We start from the raw sequence: 5,528 nt of genomic DNA, 5'->3' as shown, positions 1-5,528 counted from the left end.
GGCGTGGCATGCACGCCCGCCGGGGTCTGACGTGGAAGGGGTCAGAAGTGCATCTGCGCGCGCAGCTCGAAGATTTCCGGCGTGCTGTGCACGCCACGACGGCTGGCGTCGACCTTCACGTAGTTGGCCTGGAACTTGAAGTGGCTGGTGAGGTACCAGTTCGCACCCAGGGTCAGGTCGTGCTGGCGGCCACCGAGGATGCTGCCGTCGTCGAGGTCCAGGCGGCTGTAGCGTGCCACCAGTTCGACCGCGCCGTAGTTGTGCGCGGGCTTGATGTTGGCCACGGCACCGGCGTTGTACGGGCGCGATTCGCCGGTCAGCACCCAGCTGGCCATCGCGTACTGGCCACTGCCGGTGTAGTCGGGCAGGCCCTTGCGGGTAACGGTGGCCTGCAGGGCTTCGGCCTGCAGCGAGAACGGGCCGCGGATCCAGATGCCTTCCAGGCCGGTGCGGCGGATCTGGTCGGCGGTGACCAGCGCGCCGGAGTCGACGTAACGGATGTCGGTCAGGCCGGCTTCCGGACGTGCGCGCAGGCGTGCGCTGGCTTCGTGGTGCACATCGCGGCCATCGCTGTAGCCGCGCGGATTTTCCTGCGAGTAGGCCACGCCCAGGTGGATCACATCACCCGGCGCCTTCACCGGCGTCCACACCGCGCGGACCGCCTGGGTGGTGCCGGGGTTGTCACCCTGCAGGTCCTTGCCGCCATAGGCGCCGGCCTGCAGCAGGTACTGCGGACGCTCCAGCACCCATTCCACGCCGGTACGGCGGCCGGCGTAGAACGCCTGCACCGGCAGCGCGGTTTCCAGGAAGCTGCCGGCACGCGAGGAGGTGTTCGCGTCCAGGCCAACCGGGGTCTTCATGTAGCCGAAACGGAAACGGCCCACGTCGCGGCCGAAGAACGCCTTGCTCTCGAAGCGCACGAACACGTCCAGCCAGGTGTCGGCCTGGAAGTCGTAGTAGACCATCGCGTCGTAGACGCCCTTCTTCTTCAACGTTGCGCCGAATTCCTTGCGGCGCACGGCATCATCGTCCTCAAGGCCGCTGGCCGAGGAGAAGTCGTTGTAGTCGTAGGCGATGTTGGCGGTGGCGGCCAGCTCGGTGCCATCGCCGAAGGTGTACTTGGTCGGCCAGTTGTCGAAATCCGCTGCCGAAGCGAAGGCGGGAAGGGCGGCCAGCGACAGGGCCAGCAAGGTGGGAATCGGGCGCATGTTGGGTGCGGCTCTCTCGGATTGCGTGTGGACAGGACATCAACGGCCGCAAGGGCCGGAACTTTCGCAAGGACACGCCCGGCCGTTCAGCCTGGGCCACCGGCCTCCCCGTGATCGGGCGGTGCGGCGCCAGTGTAGGCACCGTGGCCGCCTGAACCGGGGGGCTAGTACCAATAGGTTATCTGCGCCGGCGTGCCTGGCGCGTACAAAGGCGTCCATTGGTCGCACCCCCCCGTGCATGCAGCACGGGGCCCGCGATCAGTTTCCACGGTAACGGTTCCCGTGCTGTCCCGGGGGCCGTACGTGCCTGAAAACGCCCCTTCCGGAGTACGCCATGCACATCCCGACCGCAGCCCCGGCGCCTGCAAAGCCGTTGCCGATCTATCGCCAGCTGTACTTCCAGGTGATCGTGGCGATCGTCCTGGGCGCCATCCTCGGCCACTACGAACCGCTGATCGGCGAGAAGATGAAGCCGCTCGGCGACGCCTTCATCAACCTGGTGAAGATGATCATCGCCCCGGTGATCTTCCTGACCATCGTCACCGGCATCGCCAGCATGACCCACCTGCGCACCGTGGGCCGGGTGTTCGCCAAGGCGATGGCCTACTTCCTGTTCTTCTCCACGCTGGCGCTGATCGTCGGCATGATCGTGGCGCACGTGGTGCAGCCCGGCGCCGGCATGAACATCAACCCTGCCGAGCTGGACCAGACCGCGGTGCACAGCTACGTCGAGAAGTCGCATGACCTGACCCTGGTCGGCTTCCTGATGGACATCATCCCGAAGACGCTGCTCAGCGCCTTCGTCGACGGCAACATCCTGCAGGTGCTGTTCGTGGCCGTGCTGTTCGGCATCGCGCTTGCGATGGTGGGCGAGAAGGGCAAGCCGGTGCTGAACTTCCTGGAGGCGCTGGTCGCCCCGGTGTTCAAGCTGGTGCACATCCTGATGAAGGCCGCCCCGATCGGTGCCTTCGGTGCGATCGCCTTCACCATCGGCAAGTACGGCGTCGGTTCGCTGATCAACCTGGCTTGGCTGGTGGGCTCGTTCTACCTCACCGCGTTCCTGTTCGTGGCGGTCATCCTGGGCCTGGTCTGCCGCCTGTGCGGCTTCTCGGTGTTCAAGCTGGCGCGCTACCTGAAGGCCGAACTGTTGCTGGTGCTGGGCACCTCCTCGTCGGAGTCGGCGCTGCCGTCGCTGATGGAGAAGATGGAACGGGCCGGCTGCAGCAAGTCGGTGGTGGGCCTGGTGGTCCCGACCGGCTACTCGTTCAACCTGGATGGCACCAACATCTACATGACCCTGGCCGCGCTGTTCATCGCCCAGGCCACCAACACCGAACTGACCCTGGGCCACCAGATCGCCCTGCTGCTGGTCGCCATGCTCAGCTCCAAGGGCGCGGCCGGTGTTACCGGTGCCGGCTTCATCACCCTGGCCGCCACCCTGGCGGTGGTGCCGGAAGTGCCGGTGGCCGGCATGGCGCTGATCCTGGGCGTGGACCGCTTCATGAGCGAATGCCGCTCGCTGACCAACTTCATCGGCAATGCCGTGGCCACCGTGGTGGTCTCGCGCTGGGAAGGCGCACTGGACCGCAACCGCCTGCAGCTGGCGCTGGATGGCCGCGAAAGCGAGCTGCCGCCGCCGGTGGATGCGCTGCCCGAGGCGCTGCCGGCCAAGGGCTGATCCAGGTGTGTGGTACCGCGGGGCCGATCACGACAGTGGTACGGCCCCGCGGCGTTTCAAGGCGTCCCACGGCTGTCACGCGAGGCGTCGAAGCTGGTATCAAGGTCTGGTCGCATACGGCACGGAATTGTGCGGTCGCAGCATGCCTGCGACAGGATAGCGACAGGTCCAGACGCTCCAACGGGGGTATCATCCCCTGTCCCTTCTGCCCATTCATGTAACCCACATCGATGTCCAACGAAGATTTCAAACAGGCCGCCCTCGATTACCACCGGATGTCTCCGCCCGGCAAGATCAAGGTTTCCGCTACCAAGCCCATGCTGACCCAGCGCGACCTGTCGCTGGCGTATTCGCCGGGCGTGGCGTACGCCTGTGAAGCGATCAAGGCCGACCCGCAGCAGGCCAGCGAGCTGACCGCGCGCGGCAACCTGGTGGCGGTGATCTCCAACGGCACCGCGGTGCTGGGCCTGGGCAACATCGGCGCGCTGGCCGGCAAGCCGGTGATGGAAGGCAAGGGCGTGCTGTTCCAGAAGTTCGCCGGCATCGATGTGTTCGACATCGAAGTGGATGAAACCGACCCGGACAAGCTGGTCGACATCATCGCCTCGCTGGAGCCGACCTTCGGCGGCATCAACCTGGAAGACATCAAGGCGCCGGAATGCTTCGTGGTCGAGCGCAAGCTGCGCGAGCGCATGAAGATCCCGGTGTTCCATGACGACCAGCACGGCACGGCGATCATCGTCGGCGCAGCCGTGCTCAATGCGATGGCGATCACCGGCAAGAAGATCGAGGACGTGAAGCTGGCGACCACGGGCATGGGCGCGGCCGGCATTTCCTGCGTGAACATGCTGGTGCAGCTGGGCCTGAAGCCGGAGAACATCCTGGCCTTCGATCGCGAGGGTGTGATCCATACCGGCCGTACCGACCTGGATCCGGAAAAGCAGCGCTATGCGCGCGACACCGACAAGCGCACCCTGGCCGAGATCGTCGACGGCGCCGATATCTTCCTGGGCCTGTCCGCACCGGGCATCCTGACCGCCGAGATGGTCAAGACCATGGCGCCGGATCCGGTGATCTTCGCGCTGGCCAACCCGACCCCGGAAATCATGCCGGAAGTGGCGCGTGCCGCGCGTCCGGACGCGATCATCGGCACCGGCCGTTCGGACTACCCGAACCAGGTCAACAACGTGCTGTGCTTCCCGTACCTGTTCCGTGGTGCGCTGGACGTGGGCGCGACCGCGATCAACGAAGAAATGAAGATCGCCTGCGTGCGCGCCATCGCCGCGCTGGCACGCCGTGCCGCCACCGACATGGGCTCGGCCTATGGTGGCGAGACCCCGAGCTTCGGCCGTGAATACCTGATTCCGCGCCCGTTCGACCGCCGCCTGCTGGTGGAGCTGTCGGCTGCCGTGGCCCAGGCCGCGATGGATTCGGGCGTGGCTGCGCGTCCGATCGCCGACATGGGCGCCTACCGCGACAAGCTGGCCCAGTTCGTCTACCGCACCAGCCTGATGATGAAGCCGGTCTACGACCGCGCGCGCAGCGACAAGCAGCGCGTGGTGTATGCCGAAGGCGAAGAGGAAGTGGTGCTGCAGGCGGTGCAGAACGTGGTCGATGACGGCCTGGCGCACCCGATCCTGATCGGCCGCCCGGAAGTGATCGAGTCGCGCATCGAACGCCTCGGCCTGCGCCTGAAGATCGGCGAGAACGTTGAAGTCACCAACATCAACGACGACCCGCGCTTCAACGAGTACTGGCAGTACTACCACGGCCTGACCGGCCGTCGTGGCGTGACCGTGGCCGCGGCGAAGAACCTGATGCGTTCGCGCCCGACCCTGATCGCCGCGGTGATGGTGGCGCGTGGCGAAGCCGATGCGATGCTGACCGGCATCGTCGGCCGCTTCCACAAGAAGCTGGGTTACGTGCGCAGCGTGCTGCCACTGGAGCCGAAGGTCACCTCGACCTCGGCGATGACCGGCGTGATCAACCAGCAGGGCGTGTTCTTCTTCGTCGATACCCACGTGCAGGAAGATCCGACCGCCGAGCAGCTGTGCGAAGCCACGCTGCAGGCGGCCTACCGCATGAAGCTGTTCGGCATCGAACCGAAGGTGGCGCTGCTGTCGCATTCCAACTTCGGCAGCCATGATTCGAAGGACGCGCTGAAGATGCGCCAGGTGCGCGAGCTGCTGCTCAAGCGCAACCCGCGCCTGAACGTGGACGGCGAAATGCAGGGCGACACCGCGTGGGATGAAGCGCTGCGCCAGAAGCTGCTGCCGGGCTCGACCCTGCAGGGCCGCGCCAACCTGTTCGTGCTGCCGAACCTGGAAGCGGCCAACATCGCCTACAACCTGGTGCGTGTGTTCACCGACGGTGTGGCGATCGGCCCGATCCTGATGGGCGTGAACAAGCCGGTGCACATCCTGACCACCAGCGCCACCTCGCGCCGGATCCTGAACATGACGGCCATCGCGGCGGTCGATGCGCAGATCCGCAAGCAGCTGGAAGCGGAAAAGAAGGCATAAGCCTTCTTCCCGATTCCAGCTGCAGAAGCGCGCCCTACGGGGCGCGTTTCTGTTTCCGCAAGGCGGAAACGGGTCGTGCCGGCCGCTGGCCGGCAACCGCAATCACGTCCACCACCACCA

The 5,528-nt window shown here is 66.0% G+C and carries 3 protein-coding genes; 2 read left to right on the top strand and 1 reads right to left on the bottom strand.

What is annotated here, in order from left to right; all coding sequences use genetic code 11:
* Positions 1–41: 41 nt before the first annotated feature.
* Entirely contained in the window at positions 42–1,208 is a 1,167-nt protein-coding gene (locus O0J73_RS21350; protein ID WP_008268245.1) for a porin, read from the bottom strand.
* Positions 1,209–1,542: 334 nt separating this feature from the next.
* Between O0J73_RS21350 and O0J73_RS21345 the strand changes: the two genes are divergently transcribed.
* Positions 1,543–2,886 carry a dicarboxylate/amino acid:cation symporter gene (locus O0J73_RS21345; RefSeq protein WP_006468434.1) on the top strand — a complete coding sequence of 448 codons (1,344 nt, stop codon included), beginning with the start codon at positions 1,543–1,545 and terminating at the stop codon, positions 2,884–2,886.
* A 230-nt stretch (positions 2,887–3,116) separates the two neighbouring features.
* Positions 3,117–5,408, top strand: coding sequence for an NADP-dependent malic enzyme (locus tag O0J73_RS21340; RefSeq protein ID WP_006468371.1), 2,292 nt, complete (start codon positions 3,117–3,119; stop codon positions 5,406–5,408).
* Positions 5,409–5,528: the final 120 nt, after the last annotated feature.

The organism is Stenotrophomonas sp. Sm6012 (assembly GCF_030985895.1).
Lineage (GTDB): Bacteria > Pseudomonadota > Gammaproteobacteria > Xanthomonadales > Xanthomonadaceae > Stenotrophomonas > Stenotrophomonas forensis.
Note: the sequence above shows the minus strand (reverse complement) of the source record. Positions and strands in the feature narration are given on the sequence as shown.